Raw genomic sequence first — 20,673 nt, 5'->3', positions numbered from 1 at the left:
TAAGAGGGGCGTCCGTGAGAAAGTCGAGATATTTGGCATGGATTACATGGCTGCTGGTAGGAACGCAGACAGCGATCGCTTCTTCGCAAACTGTTGAGTCGCAACCTAAAGAAGCGATCGCAGGGGGTGCTAAAACTTTAGCTGAAGCGGGTTTTCTCTCCGAGACGCTCCAACCTAAAATAACACCAACCCAACAAACAATTAACCCGAAAACAGCACAAAACACAGAACAAGCTCAAAGGCGATCGCTGCGAATTTCTCCCCGCATTGGCGCGAGTTTCACGACTGGTGCGGGCGTGGGTTACGAAAGCTCTTTTACTGGAATTGAAGGCTTTGTTCCCCTACTGCAAACTCCGGGGAGCAACCTCGCGTTTTTACAAGGAAAGTTGCTACTTTCGACAGATGATTCTAACCTCAGCAGCAACCTCCTGCTAGGATATCGCTCTTACCTTTCGCAAGATAAACGCATTTTGGGGGGCTACGTTGCATACGACACGCGCAACACTGAAAATGCTAGTTTTGGTCAACTGGGTGCAGGATTTGAAAGCTTAGGGGAATTTTGGGATATTTTAGCAAACGCTTATATTCCTGTTGGGGAAACGCGCAAACAGACGCAGGAAAATATTTTTGATTCAGTAATCCCGTTCGCACAACCGCGCTTTCAGAGCAATTATTTAGCGATCGCAAATCAACAACGCCGCATCGATCGCCGCTTTGAAGCAGCAATGAGTGGATTTGATGTTGAAGGTGGCTTGAAAATCGCCTCGCTAGGTAGAACAGGCGACGTGCGCGGTTACGGTGGAATTTATTACTATGATGTTCCCGGCGGTGAGGATACTTTAGGCGGACGCGCTCGCATAGAAGCTCGTCCAACTGATAATTTCAGGCTGGGTTTAACCCTCTCCAGCGACGGAATTTTTGGCACTAATTTGGTTCTCAGTTTAGGTGCTAATTTCCCCGGTACCCGCCCTAGAGGAGCAACGCAAGAAGATCGCGTATTAGCTCGTATGGGAGAATCTGTCACCCGGATGGCTAATATCGCAGTCGATGAGCAATTTGAATCTGAGTCCTTCCTATTACCATCGGCAATATTCGCAATTAATCCTACTACAAATCAGCCGCTATTTTTCCGACACGTTAACTTAGGAATGGGTACGGGTAACGGCACTTTTGAAAGTCCTGCTGGAACTCTTGAAGCTGCACTTGCTGTTGCTCAAGCCAATGATATTGTCTACGTGCAAGCAGGTACAAATCCTGGTATTCCAGCTTTCACAATTCCTAACGGCGTGCAGGTGCTTTCTACTGGCCCAGTGCAGCGAATAGATACGGTACAGTTAGGTAATATACAATTGCTGGGATCTGGTACTGGCGTGTTACCCACAGTCACCGGAACCGTTGCAGCGGGGAATGGAATTGTTACCATGGGGAGCGATAGCGTTCTCTCTGGCTTTGCAATTCAAGTCGCAGGTAGCGAACAAGTAAACGGCATTAAAGGCACAAACGTCAACAATGTCACAATTCGGGATAACACTATAACAAATGCATTTAGTGAAGGCATTTTTCTGGAAAATGCTACTGGAAAAGTCCTGATTAGCAACAACATAGTAAGAGATACGCGCAACCCAGAGACAGACACCAGCCTGGAAAGCGGTATTTTCATTTGGAACTATAAGGGTGATGCCGATATAACAATTTCAAACAACAGGGTTGAGACGAATTTCAATGCTACTAACTATAGGATTGATGGTATTGAAGTTAACGTTTGTCGGGATGTTGATGCACTTTTTGTTCCTAAACCTTGCACTGCCCCTTCTAAAGCTACAGTCAGAATTTTGGATAACGTTATTGCTCACAATGGCACAATTGCAGGCGGCGCTGATGGGATAGATCTCAATTTGGGGAATTTTGCCACAGCAGAGTTTATTATTAGTGGCAACCAACTTAGTAAAATTCCCGATGAAGGTGTATCTATTGGGGCTGTTGCTAATGCTGTGGGAACGTTTACGATAACTAACAACACGGTTCGCAGCGTGGGCGATAGCGGTATTGAAGTGGATTTGTTTAAGCCCGACTCTGCGATCGCTCCTGCTGTTAATTTGTTTAATACTACTAAGACGCAGTTTACTATTACAGGCAATACTCTTGATACGACTGACAATGATGGTATTGATTTTGAGCTTGCAGATCGAGCAGATTTAACAGTAACGATTGCTAGCAATACAATTAATAAAAGCGGTAATGGTAGTTCAGGCGATCGCGGTATTGATATACAGGCTAACGATCGCGCTGTAACTCGCGCCACGATCGAGTCAAATATCATTAGTAATAGTTCTGCTGATGGAATTCGACTCGCCACTGCTGCATCAGCAACGATCCGAGGTAACACCATCTCTGCTTCTGCCAATCAAGCCATCAAGCTGGAAAATGTCACCGAGTCTGCTACTATCACCAGTAACAATATCACCGCTTCCGCTAAAGAAAGCATCAGTCTGACGGAAGCTGCTGGCACAGTCCTTATCAATAACAACACCATTAGCGGTAGCGCCAATAATACTAATAACGCTGCAATTCTGCGAAATAGTAAGGGAGTAGTTAACGTAACTGTTTCAGGCAATAATATTGCTAACTCTAATGGAGTTGCAATTAGCTTATCGGGTAATGCTCAAGGAACAGTAGTAGTGGAGAATAACCCCATAACTACTACGGGAACTGCGCTGGAACTGCGAGTAAGTGAAACTGCTAATCTAACATCAGCTACTATAAGGGGCAATACGATTAGCGGCACTCCTACTTCTATAGAAGGCTTGGTCTTCCGTGCTTTTGATGATGCTAAGACAAACGTGACGATTAGCAACAATCAAATCCGCAGTATTGCTGGTAGAGGTATAGGTATTGAAGCTAGCGATCGCTCTAACTCTCAATTCACTATATCGGGCAACACTATTGATAGTGCAAAAACTATTGCCATCGACCCGAATGTATCTGGCAATGCTGTTTTAAGTCTAAGAATTTCTGGCAACACTATTTCCAACACTAATTCTGGCAACACCACTTCTGGCGGTAGAGGCATTGAACCAGACGCGAAAGATTCTTCCACCCTCCGGCTGTTACTGGAAAATAACACAATTAGCGGCAGCGGTGGAGCAGGAATATCTACTTATGCTTTTGATAATTCAAATGTATCCGTAGTAGCTCGAAACAACAACCTGACTAACAATAATAACGTCCAAAATCCTGAAGCACCGAGCGCTTTTGCAGTCGAGGCAGATCCAAATTCTCTTGGAACCAGCCCTAAAGTATGCGTGGCGCTAAGCAGTAACATAGGTACGGGAAACAAAAACAATCTTGATTTTAGTGTTTACAACGGCAATCCTTCTGTGGCTACATTCCAGATAGAATCTCTGTCGCTGAATACTGGCACTTTCAAGGTAGAATCGCTGATTACTGCTCCAACTTTAAATCCAACAACACTACCAACAGAGTTTTCCTCTGTGGCGAGTGGAACTTGTCCATTACCTTAATAAGTCATTAGGTAATGGGTATTGGGTAATTTCTACGGACTACTACCTATTACCCTTGGATAAAGGACTGTAGACTAATAACACCATCGCTGTAATTTACACCAGGTATCTTTGCGTCATGCTTTCAGCTAAAGAGCCTTTTGGCAGTCACCGTGCAGTTATCCATTCTGGGTGCGAATGCTTGCCTTTAAATAAGTCTGTTCCTGGAAGCCAAAGCCGACAAAAAACTCAGTTATTGTGGATTGTTGTAGGATTGCTGACTGGCTTTTTTGTGGCTGAGTGGAGTGTCGGTCTGTGGAGTCATGCTTTATCTCTACAAGCAGATGCGGGACATATCCTTTCGGATGTAGCAGCTTTGGGGATATCCTTGCTAGCAAGTTGGTTGGCACAAAAACCTGCTGCTGGGATAGCTACATTTGGACATCGCCGCGTAGAAATTTTGGCAGCTTTGGTTAATGGTTGTAGTTTACTAGCGATCGCTGCTCTTATCTGCTGGGAAGCAATTCATCGTTTCCAATCGCCAGAGGAAGTTTTAGGCTTGCCGATGTTGGCGATCGCTGCTGTTGGTTTAGTTGTAAATCTGCTCAATATCAACTTACTCCACCAACACAGCCACCACGATCTAAACCTGCGCGGAGCCTTCCTCCATGTCGTTGCTGATACTGCCAGTTCCGTTGGCGTTATTATAGCTGCCTTGGCAGTTCATTTCTTAAATTGGTTCTGGGCAGATGCAGCCGTTAGTTTGCTGGTTGCTAGTTTAACTGGCCTGAGTGCTTTACCGCTAGTCGGGGAAAGTCTGAAAATTTTACTTGAATATGCGCCAAGTTCAATTGAGCCAAGTAAAGTGGAAGCTGCTTTGAAATCCTTTCCTGGTGTTTTGGATGTAGAAAAGTTACACATTTGGACTATTAATTCAGGCATGGTGATGCTGTGTGCCGATCTTACTGTCGAATCCTCAACTGCTGAACAAAGAGACCGATTACTTAGGCAATTGCAAGCCTACCTGCATCAGGAGTTTGGGATTTTAGAGGCGATTTTGCAACTAACTAGCCCGAACTCTAAAGCCGCAATTCCGCTTCATCCTTTATTTAACCAAAATTTAATTTCCATGTTATCCAGAACACCCTGACGTTTCAATTAGTAGTGATATAGTTTGGAAGTTTTATGAATGTGCGTTCAAACTTTCAAATAAGATGGTTATCCATAGGTGGATAAGGCAGGGTGCGTTTTCAATTCTGAGTAGTTTGCTAGCGATAACTTGTTTAAGTAATGCTCTAGCTACTCCAGCGGCGGCAGAAACTAAACAGTTTAATTTCATTCTCAGTTCATGCTGCAATCAAAGTTTTGCCGAGTTCATCGAGCAGGCAGAATCTTTAGCTAGCGAGTCGATAAATCGCGCCTTTGCAGAAAACTCCCAAATGACCGCAGTCTCGGTCAAAGTTGTGGGTGAGCGTAATGGCCAGGAAGCTCAAGTTATCTCTGCAACAGTATCGCGATCGAACTGGCAGAAACAACCAAAAATTCAGCTTTGGACGCAATATTTACGCAATGCTGGGTTGCTATTGGGCTTTATACAGCTTCAACAACCGAGGCCAATAGTAACAAAACAACCTAATGCTGTTGAAAAAGAGCAATTAGCTGCTACTACTCACCAGGAACCTAACTTTTTTGATTGATATCAAAAAAGAATAATTACTGTTGGTTGTTTAGAAACTAGATAGTTTAATTTTGACAATTGACCAAAAGATAGATAGTTAAGGTGATGATGACTTTACTTAGAAGATACAGAAAGTGGCTAGTTGTATTAGTGACTGCGTTGCTATTTGCTAGTGCGATCGCATTCGCAATGTCAGATAACGAAGGCAGCTTAATCACGGCAGAGGAAACAAGCGTACCGCGAGTTACTTCTCCTCTGGAGAGCGATCGCTTCAATATTTTTGACCAACAAGACGCCGCTAATTCTGATAGCTCAGATGCCTTAAATGAGTTTAACTCCTCTCATCGAGCGCCTAATTTTTACGACTAACTAGATGGTCGCAACTTGCCTTCATCGGCAATCAACATCTCGCTTTTGACCCAGGGTAATTCATTACTTATTGAGAAACTGTGATGCTCTCATTACTTAGAAGCTACAAACAGTGGCTAACTTGGTTTGTGGCTGGTTTAGCCTGTACTGCCTTATTTACCTTTGGCCTGCCAATAGTTTGGCAGCAGTCTGGTTTAACTCAAGCCGCTACCAACGACATTAACGTTATCTTGATGATTGGCGACGGCATGGGTTGGGAAATGGCTCGCGCCGCCGCACTTGCTAAAGGCGCTCCCCCTTATGCTAGCGGCAGGGGTCAAGGTCTAAGCTTGCAAACCCTGTCCGGCTACACCTACATGACCACCTACGGCACGACCGTTAAAGGTAATAACGGCACGTTCTCAACTGGCAACTCTGCACGGGACGACTCTAAACCCGTGACGGGCGAAAGCCCCATCCGCCCTGGCTTTGTCTTCAATCCTGCCTTCAATCCCGGTAACACTTCAACTGGAGGCAGTACCTCTGGAGGCAACCTTGTAGGCTACGACCCAGCGCGGGGTGGCCCCAATCCTTGGACGCCGGGGAACGACAAAGAGTACATCAAGTGGAGCTACCCAGACTCAGCCAACACCGCAACGACGATGTACACGGGCATCAAGAGTTTCAACAACGCAATGGGCGTAGACCTCTTGGAGCAAGCCCAGCAGACAATTCTGCAAAAAGCTGCCAAAAAAGGTAAATCCACAGGCTTAGTCACCTCAGTCCCCATCAGCCATGCAACTCCGGGAGCTGCCGCATCCAGCGTTAACCGTCGAGCCAAGTACGACAACGACTTTCCTGCTTTAGACAACATTCTTCAAGAGGCTCTTCGCCCTGACCAGGGATACCTGCCCACAGTGTTGATGGGTGGCGGTCATCCCCTGGATTTTGAGAACACCAGTAACGTCGGGCCAGTCTTTAAGTACACCTACATCAGGAAGTCAACCTACGACGAACTGAGAACAAAGCCCACTTCTAACCGCTACGGCTACAGATTCCTAGAGCGCAGCCCTAATGCTGCCGCATCGTTACTAAACGCCGCCACCACCGTAGATCCCAATGCTGGACAAAGGTTACTAGGCTTGTACGGTGCAAGGGGACAAAACGGCAACATCCCCATCAGTACAGCCAACGGCGACTACAGCAGCACTGGTTTTGATAACTTCTCTCTGTACGCTACGGCTGCTGCTAATAAACAAGTTCCAAAGCCTGACACTGTTCGTCCTCTGGCTCCTGGGGAAACTGATGCTCAGTTTATAGCTAGAGAGGTGAATGAGAACCCCACCCTCGCGGATATGACCCAAGCCGCGCTTACAGTTTTGAGTAAAGATCCCGATGGGTTCTGGCTGATGGTTGAAGGTGGCGACGTTGACTGGGCTTGCCATGACAATAACATGGACAACCTCATTGGCACGATGAACGACTTCGATAAAGCCATTCAAACTGTCATCAACTGGATTAACCAAAATGGCGGCTGGAGCAAGAATATGTTGATTGTCACCGCCGACCACGACCACTATCTCACGCTTAACCCCAACTTCCCTGAGTTGTTGGCACAAAAGGGCGCTGAAGCGCTAACTTATACAGAGCATAATCCCGCAGGTGCAGGCCACTTCTGGGGTTCGGATTCTAGCATTAAGTATGGCTGGGGCAACCACACCAACCGCATGGTGCCAGTTTACTACCAGGGCGGCCCTATAAGCCTTGCTAACTATGTAGGCCGGGGTATTACAGCCTATGGCTCTACTGTGCCCGGTACTCCTACTGCAATGGATCAGACTCACATTTTTGAAGTGATGAACGCTGCACTCAATGCAAAGCCTAGAGTCCGATAAGGCTTAGTTAATACATATTTAGGTTAAGACGCTGGAGATTGATATTAATAGCCAGCGTCTTTTTTATGCTGATTTCTAATAATATTTTGTTTGCATTTCCAATAGATAACGCTGTTTAAAAGATATGAGTTTTGGGAGGCGATCGCTCTCTTAAAAAAATACGCTTTCGTAGATTATTAAACTCATTACGGCACAAAAAAAGGTAGAGAAATCAATCTCTACCTTTAGTTAATTTTAGATTCTAAATTTTCCACTGCCCAAGTTTGGGGCAGCGATTATTTTAGATTACGAACCAGCTTGAGGCTGCAATTCTCGCTTTTCACCTTGCAGCACTTTCACTTCCTTCGTAGCCTCATCTACATCGCAAATAGCGGTGTCTCCATCCTTGATGCGACCCGAGAGGATTTCCTCAGCCAGGACATCTTCCAACAGGCGCATAATTGCCCGACGCAGCGGACGCGCACCGTAAGAAGGACTGTAACCCTCTTCCACCAAACGATCCTTGAAGCGTGTGGTTACTTCCAAGGTGATTCCCTGTTCGGCCAAGCGACCAAACACCTCTTTGAGCATGATGTCGGAGATTTCCTTCACCTCTTCCTTCGTCAATTGACGGAAGACAATGATCTCATCGAGACGGTTGAGAAACTCAGGACGGAAGTAATTCTTCAGTTCCTCGTTCACCAGCGTGCGAATTCGGTTGTACTGGGTTTCCGCTTGGGTTTTCTCGGTAACGTCAAAGAAACCAAGGCCAGTACCGCCCTTCTCAATCACCTTAGAACCGATGTTGGAGGTCATGATCAGCAAGGTGTTCTTGAAGTCTACCGTCCGACCCTTAGCGTCAGTCAGACGACCGTCTTCCAAAATTTGCAGCAGCATGTTGAAGACATCGGGGTGTGCTTTCTCGATTTCATCGAACAGCACGACGGTGTAAGGACGACGCCGCACAGCTTCTGTCAGCTGACCGCCTTCGTTGTAACCCACATATCCCGGAGGAGAACCAATTAACTTGGAGACGGTGTGGCGCTCCATGTATTCCGACATATCCAGGCGAATCATCGCTTCTTCTGACCCGAAGAAGTAAGAAGCCAAGGACTTAGCCAATTCAGTCTTACCAACCCCGGTAGGGCCAGAGAAGATGAAAGAAGCAATTGGTCGGTTGGGATTCTTCAAGCCAACTCTGGCGCGACGAATGGCACGAGAGACGGCTGTAACAGCTTCCTGTTGACCGATAAGACGCTGGTGCAGGGTATCTTCCATGTGCAGCAGCTTCTCGGATTCGGATTCGGTCAGCTTGTTTACGGGGACGCCAGTCCAAGAAGCGACAATTTGAGCAATATCCTCTTCTGTGACTACTGGCTCTTCACCCTTAGTCTCACTTCCGGCTTTGGCTTCGGCTGCCTGCTTTTTGCTGTTAGCGATCGCTCTGATCTCTGCCTTGATTTCCATCTCGCGATCGCGCAATTCTCCGGCTCGGTCAAAGTCCTGGCTCCGTACTGCGTCGTCTTTCTCTTTCAAAACACTCCGCAGTTCTTTGTCCAGTTCCTTGGCTGCTGGTGGCAGTTGGGCGTTTATCAAACGCACTCTGGAACCCGCTTCATCCACCAAGTCAATCGCCTTATCCGGTAAATAGCGGTCGGAAATATAACGGTCTGAGAGCTTTGCCGCTGCTTCCAGAGCCATGTCGGAGATTTTCAGCTTGTGGTGTTGTTCGTAGCGATCGCGCAACCCATACAAAATCTCAATTGTCTCAGCAACGGTCGGTTCGCCCACCATTACTGGCTGGAATCGGCGCTCTAGTGCGGCATCCCGCTCAATGTGCTTCCGGTATTCATCCAGCGTGGTCGCACCGATGCACTGCAATTCGCCTCGTGCAAGAGCTGGTTTGAGGATGTTTGCTGCGTCTATAGCACCTTCGGCAGCACCTGCACCGATCAGGGTGTGAACTTCGTCAATCACCAGGATCACGTTCCCGGCAGAGCGAATCTCATCCATGATTTTTTTGAGGCGCTCTTCAAATTCACCCCGGTACTTAGTACCTGCGACTAACAAGCCGATATCTAGAGTAACGACTCGCTTATCTTCGAGGATGTCCGGGATGTCGTTGTTGGCGATGCGTTGGGCTAACCCTTCCGCGATCGCTGTCTTACCGACCCCTGGCTCACCAATCAGTACGGGGTTATTTTTTGTACGGCGACCCAAAATCTGAATCACCCGCTCAATTTCTTTTTGGCGTCCCACTACGGGGTCAAGCTTGCCATCAGCCGCCATCTGGGTTAAATTAGAGCCGAACTCGTCCAGTGTTGGCGTTTTCGTGCGACCCTGACTTGTTCCTGTACTGACTTCTGCCGTTTCTCCCAGCATCCTAATAACTTGAGTTCTGACCTTCGATAGGTCAACACCCAAATTCTCCAGCACTCTTGCTGCCACGCCTTCCCCTTCCCGGATCAGGCCCAGAAGCAGGTGTTCCGTGCCGATGTAGTTATGCCCCAGTTGCCGTGCTTCTTCCAGGGATAGCTCCAGAACGCGCTTGGCTCTTGGGGTGAATGGGATTTCCACCGCCACGAAGCCAGAACCCCTTCCGATAATTTTTTCAACTTCAATCCGGGCATCTTTGAGATTTACTCCCATCGATTTCAGGACTTTGGCTGCGACGCCCGTTCCTTCGCCAATTAGACCCAGAAGGATTTGCTCTGTGCCTACGAAGTTATGTCCCAGGCGACGGGCTTCTTCCTGGGCCAGCATGATTACCTTAATTGCTTTTTCTGTGAAGCGTTCAAACATGGCGTACCATCACCTGCTGCTTGCCTGTAAGGTGATTCTAACATAGGGTATTTGTGCGACTGATGGTCTAGATACAACCATGCCGCAATTAAAGTTGGGTTTTCCCTGCCAAAGTTGTAAGCTAATCCTCTGCCTTCTGTCTGAGGTTAGAAACTTTCCATCATTTTTACTTTCGTGATTGTAATTAAAAATGCTGAAATGCTGAATTATCGTGCTTTCGCCTTCATAATTCAAAATTCCTAACTTCTTTGAGATTCCATCCGAGTGAGGCAAATCGGGAGCGCACAAATTTGTGCATTTCCTCTAGAGTAGCGGCCAGATCAGGGGTTTTTAGACCTCCGCGCCAAAGAATTAAGGCATCTTCGCCCGTATCTTTGTAATAGTGGCGACGCCGCCCAGCTTCCTGAAAGCCAAACTTTGCGTAGAGCGATCGCGCCGCCTCATTAGACGCACGCACTTCCAGCGTTGCTCGTTCCAGTCCCCGCAAAACCGCCCGCCGCAGCAAAGCAGTAAGCAGTAGCGTACCCAGCCCTCCACGCTGGTATTTTGGATGAACCGCCAATAATGTTATGTGCGCTTCATCTAAAATTGACCACAAACAACCTAAACCCACAACAGAGTCGGTATTTTGAGCTTCCGGCGCAGAGGTCGGTGAATACGATTTTGAATTATCAGATTGCCGATCCGATTGGACAATTTCGGATGTCTCGTAGAGTCGTCTGTTTATGGCGTCTCCCCCTAATTCCAGATCGAAAATCGGCTCTGGTACAAAATCGTTACCTACACTCACTACCAGCAAATCGCTACTAGGACTGCCTAATTCTCTTTGATAACCCTCCAGAGTCCAAATTCCGCCCAAACAAATTTTGTCAAGTTCCACTACTTCTGGTAACTGTTCTGCTGTCAGCGGTTTGAGTTCTAAAAAAGTCACAGTTTTCAATTGTACACTAAAAAACGAGACACAATTCCCCCCAGGCACGCAACCAAGGAAAAATATCAGATGATGCTATCGACAACTAATGTCGGGGTTCAAAATTCTGGCACTCAGTATCTACCTAGCGGTGACGAGAATCCCTCGCCCAATCAGCAACTTTTACCCCTAACGGCGCGGGTTAACAACCGAGACAGCCTAGAGATTGGCGGGTGCGATGTAACGACACTCGTACAGCAATTTGGTTCGCCTCTGTATATTGTGGACGAAGAAACGCTGCGGGCGGCTTGTCGTCAGTACCGGGATGCCTTTACTCGCTACTATAGCGGTGAATCGCAGGTGCTGTATGCCTCAAAAGCTTGGAGTTGTCTAGCTGTATGCGCGATCGCTCGTCAAGAAGGCTTGGGAATAGATGTCGTTTCTGGCGGCGAACTTTACACAGCTGTTAATGCTGGCGTCAGCCCAGATAAAATCTATTTTCACGGCAATAATAAATCTCGCCAAGAACTCCAGATGGCTGTCGAGACTGGCTGCACCATCGTTGTTGACAACTGGTTAGAGTTGCAAACTCTTGCAGAAATGACCCAAGACAACTCTAACAAACCAACCCGAATCATGCTGCGGGTTACTCCAGGCATCGAGTGTCACACTCACGAATACATCCGCACCGGACACCTAGACAGCAAGTTTGGCTTCGATCCCAACCAACTTGAAGAAGTTTTTGCCTATTTAAGCAAGCATACTTTTCTTAATTGCATTGGTCTGCACGCTCACATTGGCTCCCAAATTTTTGAACGCCAACCCCATCAAGATCTTGGTGGAGTAATGGTAGATTGGTTGGCTAAAGCAGCCACTTATGGATTGACCTGTTCGGAGTTAAATATAGGCGGCGGCTTAGGAATTCGTTACACGGAATCGGACGATCCCCCCAGCATTGATGAGTGGGTGAAAGTAGTAAGCGAAAGTGTAGCGAATGCTTGCCAAGCTAGACAAATCGATCTACCTAAGTTATTGAGCGAACCAGGGCGATCGCTCGTTGGGACTGCGTGTGTCACAGCCTACACTATCGGCAGTCAAAAAGTTATCCCAGAAATGCGGACTTATCTAGCAATTGATGGTGGTATGTCTGATAATCCCCGTCCTATTACCTACGGCTCTGTTTATCGCACCGTCGTAGCCAATCGGATGTCGGCTCCATTAACCGAAACCGTCACAATTGCTGGTAAACACTGCGAGTCAGGAGACATTTTGATCAAAAATGCCACTCTGCCTAAAACAGAGCCGGGAGATACCCTCGTCGTTATGGCAACGGGAGCCTACAATTACAGCATGGCTTCTAATTACAATCGCTTGCCCCGGCCTGCGGCTGTTTTAGTCAGCAATGGAGAACCAAACCTGATTTTGCAGCGGGAAACTTATCAGGATTTAATTCGACAAGATCGTTTACCAGAAAGGCTTATCTAGGAAAAGGGTAATTGGTAATTGGGCATTGGGAAGAAAAGGATTGGGGAAGAAAGTGTTGAGTTTTGAGTTTATAATTCCCTATTCGCCATTGCCTCTAATCCCCAGAGGGCGATCGGAGTTCCCCGTTCGCCATTCCCCATTTGCTATTCCCCATTTCTCATGACGCCTGGAAGGTTAAAATCAAGCCAGAGAACAGCAAAAACCATTTAGCTAATTAATAAAAACGTTCCATGCCTTTGGGTCCTGGTTCTGACCCTAGCTGGACTCAGTCCTTGCTGCTTAACAGCGTCGATGTGGGATTGGTTCTGGCCCTCACCTATCTTGTACTCCTCATCATTGGGGAGCGGCGTACCCTGTGGATGGTTCGGGGGTTGATTATCCTAATGCTGGCAGCGGCGGCGAGTAACAAACTAAAGCTGACGCTGTTGCATTTTGTCTTGGATAAGTTGGTGATTGGCTCTGCTGTGGCAATGGCAATCATCTTACAGTCCGAGTTTCGACGATTCCTAGAACAACTAGGGCGGGGAGAAGTTGTGCAGTTGTTTCGCCCCGTCCGTCGCACGCTCCCCAAGCCAGACAGTGTAATTGATGAAATTGTGGATGCTGTAAAAGAGCTTTCCCAAAACCGCATCGGCGCTCTATTGATTTTGGAAACAACTGGACCGATGGACGATCGGGATTTTTCCGTTCCGGGGGTTAAGTTGAATGCTGAGGTTTCCAAAGAACTGCTACAAACCATCTTTCAGACAACTACGCTATTGCACGACGGGGCGGTGTACATTAGTGGCTCCCGCGTTGTAGCCGCTGGGGTGATTTTGCCCCTGAGCGATCGCACTGCTTCTCGGCAGCTAGGTACGCGCCACCGGGCTGCAATGGGAATTACGGAACGTGTCGGAAATTGCCTGTGCGTGGTTGTATCTGAAGAGACAGGTTCTATTTCTATGGCGGAAAGGGGAATACTAAATAGACCATTGACCAGCAGTAAACTTAAAGAACTGCTAGAGGCGCGATTCTCCCCAGCCGTAGACCGCGAGGCAGTTGCTCCCGGCCTCCTAAGTTTGGGCCGCCAGATTGGGTCTAAGGTACGGGTAGTGGTACGCCGTGTCCTCCGTCTTCCTGAAGATAAGAAATGACTGCAAAGCAAAGTTTGTTACAAGATCTACCTGCTGACCTCGATCGACAGCTACTGCCCAAGCATGTGGCGGTAATTATGGATGGAAATGGGCGTTGGGCAAAGCGCCAAGGGCTACCCCGGATTATGGGTCATCGGCGGGGCGTAGATGCGCTGAAGGATCTGCTCCGCTGCTGTAAAGATTGGGGAATACCAGCCCTTACTGCTTATGCTTTTTCTACAGAAAATTGGGGAAGACCGCTCGAAGAAGTTGATTTTTTGATGACGCTGTTTGAGCGGGTATTGCGTCGAGAACTCGAAGAGATGGTGCAGGAGAATGTACAGATCCAGTTTGTGGGAAACTTAGGGGCATTGCCGCGATCGCTCCAGGCAGAGATCGAACGTTCGATGAGCGAAACAAAGTGCAATCCAGGCACCCGGTTCACCGTCGCAACGAATTATGGCGGACGCCAGGAAATTGTCCAAGCTTGTCGCGCGATCGCCCTCCAAGTGCAGCAAGGTCTTCTGCAACCGGACGACATTGATGAGGCTCTGTTTTCACGCCACCTCTACACCGCCTCAGTGGGCGACCCAGATTTACTAATTCGCACCAGCGGGGAAATGCGTATCAGCAACTTCCTACTTTGGCAATTGGCATACTCGGAAATGTATATTACTGAAACTCTCTGGCCAGATTTTGACCGAGCGGAGTTTCATCGTGCCTTATGCGATTACCAGAAGCGCGATCGCCGCTTTGGGAAAGTCAAAAATCAAAAATAATAACTAAAAACAAAGAGAAAGAACAAGACTCTGCTTTTTGATCTTTTCCTTTTTCTTTCTCTTTCTTTTTTACTTTTGCCTTTTCTAGGGGCCAGCAAAAACTGCGTCTTCAATATCCTGACGGCTGAGGGAGTATTTAAAAGAGCGCAAAATATCGCGTCCTGCTTCTCCAGCTTGGAGATAGCGCACGGTTAGTTCCTCTACATCCAAACACAGCTCCGCCTTCCAGGAAGGGCGTGCTACGTTCCAGCAGTGAAGATCGTTGCGGTCTTGCTGACATCCTAGTGCTTGGAGCCATTGCTCAATATCAGGAAGGGGATGGTTGTATAGGGGGGTATCAGCAGTTGGGAGAGTCATAAATAGTTGTTAATTGTGATTTGTTAGTGTTGATGGCGATGAACCAGAATTGCTAATAACTATTCATTGTTGATTGGCGATCGCACCGTTGCGTCTGGTGTCTTCAGAGGAAGATTAGGAGTCAACTGCTCGTGTACGCTGACGCCTTGAGGTGCAGAAACTTGAAAAGCTGCTTCTGGGCGTGTTAACCCAATGGCGATCGCTAGCAGTAAACAACCCAACAATGTTAATCCCATTATGAACAGCGCAAATATTTCCCCCGCAGAAAGGGGTCGGTCATTTGGGTCGAGGTAAGCGTTGGAGGAATAACTTGGTCGCTTCTGGGAAACTGGGTGATTCAAGTTTGACGGAGCCTGAATTATATTCAAGCGCGAATAGCCAATTTTGAGATCGTAAGCAGTTCGGCGTTCTGGATTGCTGAGGGTAGCGTAGGCTTCGTTGAGTTTTTGGAAGTTAGCCGTAGCTTGAGCTTGTGGTAGTTCAGTCGTATCGGGATGGTAGCGCTTACTTAATTCCCGGTAAGCCCGCCGGATTTCCACCACCGATGCTGAAGGATGCAGCCCCAGTAGAGCATAATAACTGGTGGCCAATGTTGTTTGGTATGGCATCCCTCGATTCGAGTTTTCTGGTTTTGCCCTATTTTCAGCCACCGCAGTTCTACTCTGGGTAGGTTATCAATCTTTTTCGATCATTTTAACTAAGCTTGGGCACTCTAAATTCGCGATCGCTGCTTAAGTATTTTTTTTAAGTATATTGACTCAGCTTTATTTCTGCGATCGTGTCCGTGCTAAAAACAAATTTATATTGTGATATGCGGTAGCTTCAGCGCGTTAGCAGTAGTTTATAGTCACCGCGTCTGTTATAATGCATAGTCAAACAACAAAAAAGATGGACAGGCCCAAGGTTCAATCAAGCCTTCCATCTCTGTAAACAAAAGTAAAATACAATCACTATGATAGCAGCAAATGGGACTTTCCAGCAGCCTTCTCAGGTTTACTATGCCATTACAGCAAAAGAAATTTTTGAGTTGGGCAGAAAACTGAATTACACAGCGTTCAAGGTTTACCTGTATTTCAAGACCCAATCAAGTTCTAGCAACGACGCCATCCGCTTCCAGCCAACAGAGGTTATGCAGCATTTGGGCATAAGCCGGAGTACATTGCGAAAGGCAATGACAGCCTTGGAGGGATTGTTGCCGTTTCGGTTTAAGCCAATCCGCGAGTGGGAACTGCAATTTCAAGGCGAGGAGGCAGAAATAGCCGAAACCGAAGCGGAACGTAGAGTAGATAGTAGCCGAGTGTCAGAGATGATAGCTGAACCTGAAACGACGAGTCAGGTTTTAGACTTAGAGACTCAGCGAGCGATCGCTCTAGAGAAAGCCCACGAAACTCAGCTACAAGGCGAGGACGATGTTGCAGCGGCTGGGTGCGACAGCGAAGATATCGAGGCGGAACAGAAATGCGATCCTACAGATGAGTTGTGGGAAAACAAAATTTTGCAGGAGTTGAAAAGTCGATTTTTGGCAGCGGAGACTTTGGAAGAACTCAAGGAGCTAAAACAATCATATGGCGGCGATCGCCCTAAAATTGTTTGGAACAAGCTGCTGACAGCCGAGGAACGAAATCGGATTAACGCGATTGTAGAGCGCGACGAGCAAAAGCAGAAGGAAAAGCCAAATTCAGCAGAGGGAATATTACAACCGGGTGCGGCTATCCAAGTGTGGAACGTAAACAGCGGTTGGGTAGGAGGTTATTTTTATTTGCGACAAGCTGATACATTGCTGCACAGCAACCAAACTGGGAATTTGGAAGTTGCCCACGAAGTTAATGATAGTTCGGGGCGAGTATTGCGGATTGCCGCAAGTGACTTACGTCAACAGATGCCAGGTTAATTTTGAAAGCAAGCGATCGCTATTTTGGGGCGAGTTTGGTTAAAAGGGGACGAGTTCGAGCCTCCAGTTGTCATCGCCACTTTCTATTAAGCTTTTCACTCTAGCGATCGCATCTGCATGGCTTTTGAAACCCATATCCCATCCTATGTAACGAGTCCCTTCCCAGAGATGGACTATGATAGATTTCTCAGCTATATCGGTGATTATCAGAAAATTTTTGTACTTGACTAACATAGCCCTGGCCTCAACCTGTTCTAAAGAAATAGTAGAACAACAATTCACCGCTGATATAATTTCACCTATTGTAAGGGGAAAATAAACGATAGCGGACTTGTGGATTTTGATTTTAAGAATAATGAACCGCCAAGGACGCCAGGGACGCCAAGGGAAGAGGGAAGAGAAAAGGGAGAGGAGAAACTAGAAGCTAGATATGGAATGAAAGAACTGTGTTTATACCATTTTAGTTTAGAATTGTGGGGTGGAAGTAGAGATGCGGAATTATGCTGCACTTCCTACCGCTGACGCTAATGGGGGCTTCGCTAAAGCGTCTCTACTACCTACTGGCGAAGCTGACAAAATATAAAAAGGTATTAGCGAAGCCCACGTTAATGCTTGTCAGGCTTTTTATATCCCACTCCACAAATTGCCGCTAACAGCAACCACCCCAGTGTATTAACCCGCAAATCAAACATTGACACGTCTGCGGTATTAAATAGTGTAATAGCGCCAAAAGCAACTAAAAAGCTGAAAAGGATTAATTTATCCTCACTTCGCTCTAATGGTAAGTTTGCTAATAGCAACATACCTTGAGCAAAAATCCAGCCTACTAATCCACAAAATAAAATTGTTCCTGGAATTCCAGTTTCAGCGCTCAACATCAGGAACAAACTGTGTGGATGACCCAGCCAGAGGTTCATTTTGGCCTGGTAAAGCGGTGTAAAATTCCTTAAACCCCAACCCGTCCAGGGGCGTTCTTGCGTCATCGACCAAGCAAACTGCCACTGAGTTACCCGTTCGAGGGCTTGCGGTCGGTCGGGATACATCTGGTCGGTGAGTCGCGCCCAAAAGAAAGGTGGAACTATGACGCGCAGCCATTCGCGGACGGGAGAGGGGCCAAAAGCCGACCAGAGGATGCTACCTGCAACGAAGGCGACTGCACCTATAAGCCAGCGCCAACCGAGATAAATAGCAAATGCAAGACAGCCGATAAGAGCAATTCCCCACGCATTGCGAGAATTGGTAAAAATTAGCCCAATTCCGCTCAAAATAACCGCAGCGCTTAAAAAGGCCATGCGGGGGGTGAGGGGAAAGCGATCGCGTTTAACCTTCCTTGTTAAGGGGGATTGAGGCGATCGCCTTTTGCTTTCTTCAATCCACAATCCCAGCGCCAGAATAAAAACTATTGAGAGATAGCCTGCCAAAATGTTGGCGTACATGAAGACAGAAGCCATCCTACCAACCGGATTTCCTTTTGGTTCAAGCACCCAACCAAAGATACTTTGTATTAGCGCTGGGGTAGCCCAACCCAAAAATAGCTGACCGATGCCAAGAATGACTATCGGTACAGAAGGCAGCACCAAAATCCAGGCTAGCTGTCTTAATTGTGCGGGTGTTTGAATTAGGGCGTTATAAGCTGCAAAAAATATAAAAAACGGTAAGAAATTAGCCAAGCCCAAGAAAGCTTCAGAGGGGTTAAAGGCAAAACAGGCGCTAATAATTAGCCAAAGGGTAAATATTGCTATTCCCCAGTTGATGGGACGGCGGATAATAGTGCGGTACTTGCGCCTGCAACTGCCAACTAATCCTAGAAATATGCCAATCGCGCCTAGTATGGGGAACCAGGGGAAGATAAGAAACCCCAGTTGGGCGTAATTCCAAGACGCTTGTAAACTGGGGTCAGAATGCTTTTGCAGCCGAAATAAATTCAATGGCATCAACACTCAAATGTATTTATGCTAATTCCCAACACTCGGAACGGGTAAGGCGAATTTGAGCTAGGGTGAAGATGATCGGGATGATGCGACCGTAGTTGGTAGCGATCGCTCTCCATCCTAAATCTGCAAAAAACCATCCCCACATCGCTGGCCCCAACAAGGCCAACACACTCCGCGCCGCACCATAACGCGCTGCACTCACCGCCATCCCCCGCTTCGCTGTCTGAAGCGCGAGGTAATGCTGAAACTGGTTTGCTACTGCTGCGCCACCAGCGACGACGGCATCTTTGGCAACTTGGTAGGTAGCGAAATGAATGGCAAACTGGCTAGCCATTTGCTTTAGTAGTATGGGCTTGAGTATAGAACTAACAGCGATCGCGCTGCCACCTTTTGCCAGTAAAGCCATCGGATCGTGCTGCAAATGCACTGGCAAGGGGTGGGCGAGTTGCGATTCTTGTAGCGATCGCTGTACTCTTGCCGTCAAGCTTCTCTTCTCTTTGTTGGGCATTTGCTTCCACGCCCTACCCATCAGGTTGAGGAATATCTCAGCCTCTATATCCGTCGTCGAAAGCCTTCTGGAGTAGGGAATTTTCAGGTAACGACACACCTGAATCAAAGTTTGCCGATAGCTTACTTCGCTTGTGCGTCCCCGCAGTACCGTTAACCCATCTGCTGCCAAAAAGCGATATCTCTCCTCAATAGCATCCATCCATTCTTCGCGATCTAGGCTTTGGACATCTATCGGTTCAGGTGTCTGCACGTAATCGAGGGGGTTAAACTGGCGACGGAACAAAATTTCCGTCAATCCCTGCAACTCTTCTTCTGTAGCTAACTCTAGCGCCGATCTCAGTTCGTCCAATGTTTAGTCCTCCCAAACCCCAGCGGTCTTCTGTCCCTTATTCTACTAATTAGAACAGAGAGGGATATTACTTGTGTCTGATGTAGTGGTGATTGGTGCTGGTATAGCTGGGTTGACTTGCGCCAAGCAGTTGCAGCAAGCTGGCTATAGTGTTGTCGTTGTTGACAAGTCTCGCGGAGTTGGTGGACGTGTTGCTACGAGGCGATTGCACGGAACCTTCGCGGATCATGGGGCGTGCTACCTTAAGCCTCAAGGCGAGTTGGTGCAAAAGCTGGTTGAGGTGTTGTGTGCTAAGTCGATATGTCGAGTTTGGACGGATACTGTTTATGAGATGGGAAGCGATCGCCAGTTGCAACCGGGAAAGCAATATCCTAGATATGTAGCACCGATGGGGATGAGTGCGATCGCTAAATTTCTCGCTACAGATTTAGATATTCGCTTCAATCAACGAGTTCAGGCTATTAATCCTACCGATAAAAATACTTGGCATTTCACTTTCGATTCCACAGATGAAATATCCAAGGAATTAACAGCAGCGGCGGTAGTGGTAGCTATTCCAGCGCCTCAAGCTTTGATGTTACTAGAACCTTTAGCGGAAGCTAGTTTATCATCAGCATTTCTAGATAGTCTGCGGTCTGTCGAATTTTATCCCAGCCTTAGTGTAATGGCTGGTTATTCAGGGCAAAGTACGGAAAATTTAGGGTGGAAAGCAATTACTTTTACTAACGATTCTCACTTAGGTTGGATAGGTTTAGATAGCAGCAAACGCTTAGATTCACAGTCGCCTGTTTTTGTTTTGCAAAGTAGCGCTGAATTTGCTAATCGTTACTTGGATTCCGAAGATTTAAATCCAGTTGCACAAGAAATGTTATCTCGTGCAGCGGAGTTGCTAGTTCCTTGGCTTGATTCTCCAGATTGGTTGCAAATCCACCGCTGGCGTTATGCATTTCCTAGTAGCCCTTTGGATCGGGATTGCCTAGATGCGGCGACAACATTACCCCTAGTTTGTTGTGGCGATTGGTGTGGGGTAAATTTAATTGAAAGTGCTATGAATTCTGGATTAGCTGCTGCCGTTCAGATTAACAGTAAACTGCAACATTTGCCCTTATCGGGAGATAGTTTTTGGGAAGCGATCGCATAGTTT

The 20,673-nt window shown here is 47.2% G+C and carries 18 protein-coding genes; 11 read left to right on the top strand and 7 right to left on the bottom strand.

The window, feature by feature from the left end; all coding sequences use genetic code 11:
* Nucleotides 1-32: 32 nt before the first annotated feature.
* The 5 genes from H6F77_RS20205 (at nt 33) to H6F77_RS20185 (ending at nt 7,421) form a co-directional block, all read left to right on the top strand.
* The gene (locus tag H6F77_RS20205; RefSeq protein WP_206753482.1) at nt 33-3,521 is read left to right on the top strand and encodes a right-handed parallel beta-helix repeat-containing protein; all 3,489 of its coding nucleotides are present in this window, start codon (nt 33-35) and stop codon (nt 3,519-3,521) included.
* Nucleotides 3,522-3,639: 118 nt separating this feature from the next.
* Nucleotides 3,640-4,650: a cation diffusion facilitator family transporter gene (locus H6F77_RS20200; protein WP_190490464.1), complete on the top strand. Its 1,011-nt coding sequence runs from the start codon at nt 3,640-3,642 to the stop codon at nt 4,648-4,650.
* Nucleotides 4,651-4,714: 64 nt separating this feature from the next.
* Complete coding sequence (locus H6F77_RS20195) at nt 4,715-5,197, top strand: hypothetical protein (protein ID WP_190490462.1); 483 nt, start codon at nt 4,715-4,717, stop codon at nt 5,195-5,197.
* 86 nt (nt 5,198-5,283) lie between these two features.
* Nucleotides 5,284-5,547 (top strand): hypothetical protein, encoded by a 264-nt coding sequence (locus H6F77_RS20190; protein WP_190490459.1) that lies wholly within the window; start codon nt 5,284-5,286, stop codon nt 5,545-5,547.
* A gap of 83 nt (nt 5,548-5,630) precedes the next feature.
* On the top strand, nt 5,631-7,421 hold the full coding sequence (locus tag H6F77_RS20185; RefSeq protein ID WP_190490458.1) for an alkaline phosphatase: 1,791 nt from the start codon (nt 5,631-5,633) through the stop codon (nt 7,419-7,421).
* 285 nt (nt 7,422-7,706) lie between these two features.
* On the opposite strand, the gene H6F77_RS20180 is transcribed toward H6F77_RS20185, so the two are convergent.
* On the bottom strand, nt 7,707-10,202 hold the full coding sequence (locus H6F77_RS20180) for an ATP-dependent Clp protease ATP-binding subunit (RefSeq protein WP_190490455.1): 2,496 nt from the start codon (nt 10,200-10,202) through the stop codon (nt 7,707-7,709).
* A gap of 223 nt (nt 10,203-10,425) precedes the next feature.
* Complete coding sequence (gene rimI, locus H6F77_RS20175) at nt 10,426-11,133, bottom strand: ribosomal protein S18-alanine N-acetyltransferase (protein ID WP_190490453.1); 708 nt, start codon at nt 11,131-11,133, stop codon at nt 10,426-10,428.
* A gap of 72 nt (nt 11,134-11,205) precedes the next feature.
* Here rimI and lysA point away from each other — a divergent pair, with 72 nt between their 5' ends.
* The 3 genes from lysA to uppS all read left to right on the top strand — a co-directional run bounded on the left by lysA (nt 11,206) and on the right by uppS (nt 14,488).
* The gene (gene lysA / locus H6F77_RS20170; protein WP_190490610.1) at nt 11,206-12,597 is read left to right on the top strand and encodes a diaminopimelate decarboxylase; all 1,392 of its coding nucleotides are present in this window, start codon (nt 11,206-11,208) and stop codon (nt 12,595-12,597) included.
* A 230-nt stretch (nt 12,598-12,827) separates the two neighbouring features.
* Complete coding sequence (gene cdaA, locus H6F77_RS20165) at nt 12,828-13,730, top strand: diadenylate cyclase CdaA (RefSeq protein WP_190490451.1); 903 nt, start codon at nt 12,828-12,830, stop codon at nt 13,728-13,730.
* Complete coding sequence (gene uppS, locus H6F77_RS20160; RefSeq protein WP_190490449.1) at nt 13,727-14,488, top strand: undecaprenyl pyrophosphate synthase; 762 nt, start codon at nt 13,727-13,729, stop codon at nt 14,486-14,488. The genes cdaA and uppS overlap by 4 nt, the downstream gene beginning before the upstream one ends.
* A gap of 84 nt (nt 14,489-14,572) precedes the next feature.
* Here uppS and H6F77_RS20155 read toward each other — a convergent pair whose 3' ends face one another.
* On the bottom strand, nt 14,573-14,845 hold the full coding sequence (locus H6F77_RS20155) for a DUF3143 domain-containing protein (RefSeq protein WP_190490448.1): 273 nt from the start codon (nt 14,843-14,845) through the stop codon (nt 14,573-14,575).
* A gap of 59 nt (nt 14,846-14,904) precedes the next feature.
* Nucleotides 14,905-15,495, bottom strand: coding sequence for a J domain-containing protein (locus H6F77_RS20150; RefSeq protein ID WP_375335954.1), 591 nt, complete (start codon nt 15,493-15,495; stop codon nt 14,905-14,907).
* A gap of 302 nt (nt 15,496-15,797) precedes the next feature.
* On the opposite strand from H6F77_RS20150, the gene H6F77_RS20145 reads away from it, so the two are divergent.
* Nucleotides 15,798-16,736, top strand: coding sequence for a hypothetical protein (locus H6F77_RS20145; RefSeq protein WP_190490446.1), 939 nt, complete (start codon nt 15,798-15,800; stop codon nt 16,734-16,736).
* 39 nt (nt 16,737-16,775) lie between these two features.
* On the opposite strand, the gene H6F77_RS20140 is transcribed toward H6F77_RS20145, so the two are convergent.
* On the bottom strand, nt 16,776-16,970 hold the full coding sequence (locus tag H6F77_RS20140) for a hypothetical protein (RefSeq protein ID WP_190490444.1): 195 nt from the start codon (nt 16,968-16,970) through the stop codon (nt 16,776-16,778).
* A 99-nt stretch (nt 16,971-17,069) separates the two neighbouring features.
* On the opposite strand from H6F77_RS20140, the gene H6F77_RS20135 reads away from it, so the two are divergent.
* Nucleotides 17,070-17,258: a hypothetical protein gene (locus tag H6F77_RS20135; protein ID WP_190490441.1), complete on the top strand. Its 189-nt coding sequence runs from the start codon at nt 17,070-17,072 to the stop codon at nt 17,256-17,258.
* Between the two features lie 83 nt (nt 17,259-17,341).
* Here H6F77_RS20135 and H6F77_RS20130 read toward each other — a convergent pair whose 3' ends face one another.
* Both H6F77_RS20130 and H6F77_RS20125 read right to left on the bottom strand, forming a co-directional pair.
* Complete coding sequence (locus H6F77_RS20130) at nt 17,342-18,670, bottom strand: O-antigen ligase family protein (RefSeq protein WP_190490438.1); 1,329 nt, start codon at nt 18,668-18,670, stop codon at nt 17,342-17,344.
* 16 nt (nt 18,671-18,686) lie between these two features.
* Nucleotides 18,687-19,529: a YaaW family protein gene (locus H6F77_RS20125; protein ID WP_190490437.1), complete on the bottom strand. Its 843-nt coding sequence runs from the start codon at nt 19,527-19,529 to the stop codon at nt 18,687-18,689.
* A gap of 73 nt (nt 19,530-19,602) precedes the next feature.
* Between H6F77_RS20125 and H6F77_RS20120 the strand changes: the two genes are divergently transcribed.
* The gene (locus H6F77_RS20120) at nt 19,603-20,670 is read left to right on the top strand and encodes an NAD(P)/FAD-dependent oxidoreductase (protein ID WP_190490435.1); all 1,068 of its coding nucleotides are present in this window, start codon (nt 19,603-19,605) and stop codon (nt 20,668-20,670) included.
* The last annotated feature ends 3 nt before the right edge of the window (nt 20,671-20,673 follow it).

The organism is Microcoleus sp. FACHB-831 (assembly GCF_014695585.1).
Classification (GTDB): domain Bacteria; phylum Cyanobacteriota; class Cyanobacteriia; order Cyanobacteriales; family FACHB-T130; genus FACHB-831.
Note: the sequence above shows the minus strand (reverse complement) of the source record. Positions and strands in the feature narration are given on the sequence as shown.

What these genes read in the sequence shown, in the direction of transcription:
- H6F77_RS20145 (WP_190490446.1), top strand. Translation starts at nt 15,798, where the DNA reads ATGATAGCAGCAAATGGGACTTTCCAGCAGCCTTCTCAGGTTTACTAT.
- H6F77_RS20155 (WP_190490448.1), bottom strand. Translation starts at nt 14,845, where the DNA reads ATGACTCTCCCAACTGCTGATACCCCCCTATACAACCATCCCCTTCCT.
- H6F77_RS20180 (WP_190490455.1), bottom strand. Translation starts at nt 10,202, where the DNA reads ATGTTTGAACGCTTCACAGAAAAAGCAATTAAGGTAATCATGCTGGCC.
- H6F77_RS20195 (WP_190490462.1), top strand. Translation starts at nt 4,715, where the DNA reads ATGGTTATCCATAGGTGGATAAGGCAGGGTGCGTTTTCAATTCTGAGT.
- H6F77_RS20130 (WP_190490438.1), bottom strand. Translation starts at nt 18,670, where the DNA reads ATGCCATTGAATTTATTTCGGCTGCAAAAGCATTCTGACCCCAGTTTA.
- uppS (WP_190490449.1), top strand. Translation starts at nt 13,727, where the DNA reads ATGACTGCAAAGCAAAGTTTGTTACAAGATCTACCTGCTGACCTCGAT.
- cdaA (WP_190490451.1), top strand. Translation starts at nt 12,828, where the DNA reads ATGCCTTTGGGTCCTGGTTCTGACCCTAGCTGGACTCAGTCCTTGCTG.
- H6F77_RS20190 (WP_190490459.1), top strand. Translation starts at nt 5,284, where the DNA reads ATGATGACTTTACTTAGAAGATACAGAAAGTGGCTAGTTGTATTAGTG.
- H6F77_RS20185 (WP_190490458.1), top strand. Translation starts at nt 5,631, where the DNA reads ATGCTCTCATTACTTAGAAGCTACAAACAGTGGCTAACTTGGTTTGTG.
- lysA (WP_190490610.1), top strand. Translation starts at nt 11,206, where the DNA reads ATGCTATCGACAACTAATGTCGGGGTTCAAAATTCTGGCACTCAGTAT.
- H6F77_RS20200 (WP_190490464.1), top strand. Translation starts at nt 3,640, where the DNA reads ATGCTTTCAGCTAAAGAGCCTTTTGGCAGTCACCGTGCAGTTATCCAT.
- H6F77_RS20140 (WP_190490444.1), bottom strand. Translation starts at nt 16,970, where the DNA reads ATGTTAGTCAAGTACAAAAATTTTCTGATAATCACCGATATAGCTGAG.